This is a genomic window from Nocardiopsis sp. CC223A (assembly GCF_030766825.1).
Classification (GTDB): domain Bacteria; phylum Actinomycetota; class Actinomycetes; order Streptosporangiales; family Streptosporangiaceae; genus Nocardiopsis.
The window spans coordinates 1-769 of sequence record NZ_JASFDV010000187.1 but is presented as its reverse complement, the minus strand read 5'-3'; the positions used below and the strand labels follow the sequence as shown (position 1 = coordinate 769).

The 769-nt window shown below is 71.9% G+C and carries 1 protein-coding gene; it reads left to right on the top strand.

Annotated features, from left to right (window positions below):
• Positions 1 to 20: 20 nt before the first annotated feature.
• Positions 21 to 769: IS5 family transposase (locus tag QJS33_RS31280; protein WP_306371677.1), on the top strand; the 749-nt coding region annotated here is incomplete at its 3' end.

Below are 769 nucleotides of genomic sequence, written 5' to 3'. Positions count from 1 at the left end.
CCCCGCCAGAATTGCGCTGTGTGTGCAGATGCAAACCCGGCGGGGACGCCCGCCCATGCTACCCCTCCAGCCTCTCCGACCCGGTCTGGGAGGTGATCGAGCCCCTCATGCCCGTCCGCGACCAGACCAAAGGCGGAGCACCCCGCAGATACGACGACCGGCTGGTCCTGGACGCGATCTTCTACGTGCTGCGCTCGGGCTGCCAGTGGCGGATGATCCCCGCCGACCTGCTGCCCTGGGACGCCGCCTACCGGTGGTACCGCACCTGGGCCGCCGACGGCACCTGGAACCGGATCCACGACGCCCTGCGCGCCCGGGTGCGCGAGCAGGCGGGCCGCGACCCGAACCCCTCGGCGGCGGTGCTGGACTCCCAGTCCATCCTGACCGGGGAGGGCGGCCAGGCCCGCGGCTACGACGCGGGCAAGCGCACCAAGGGCCGCAAACGCCACCTGGTCGTGGACACCCTGGGATTGGTGCTGGTGGTCGCGGTCACCTCCGCGTCGGTCCAGGACCGCCCCGGCGGGCGCCGGGTCCTGGAGGCGTTGGCGGACCGGTTCCCGTCGGTGGGGCTGGTGTGGGCCGACGCGGGGTACGCGAACAAGGTCGACAGCGGGCTGCTCACCTGGGCGTATGACATGTTCAAGCTGGTGGTGGAGATCGTGCGGCGCAGCGACGACACCCGTGGGTTCCAGGTGCTGCCGCGCCGGTGGGTGGTCGAGCGCACCTTCGCCTGGCTGGTGCGCAACCGCCGTCTGGCCCGTGACTACGA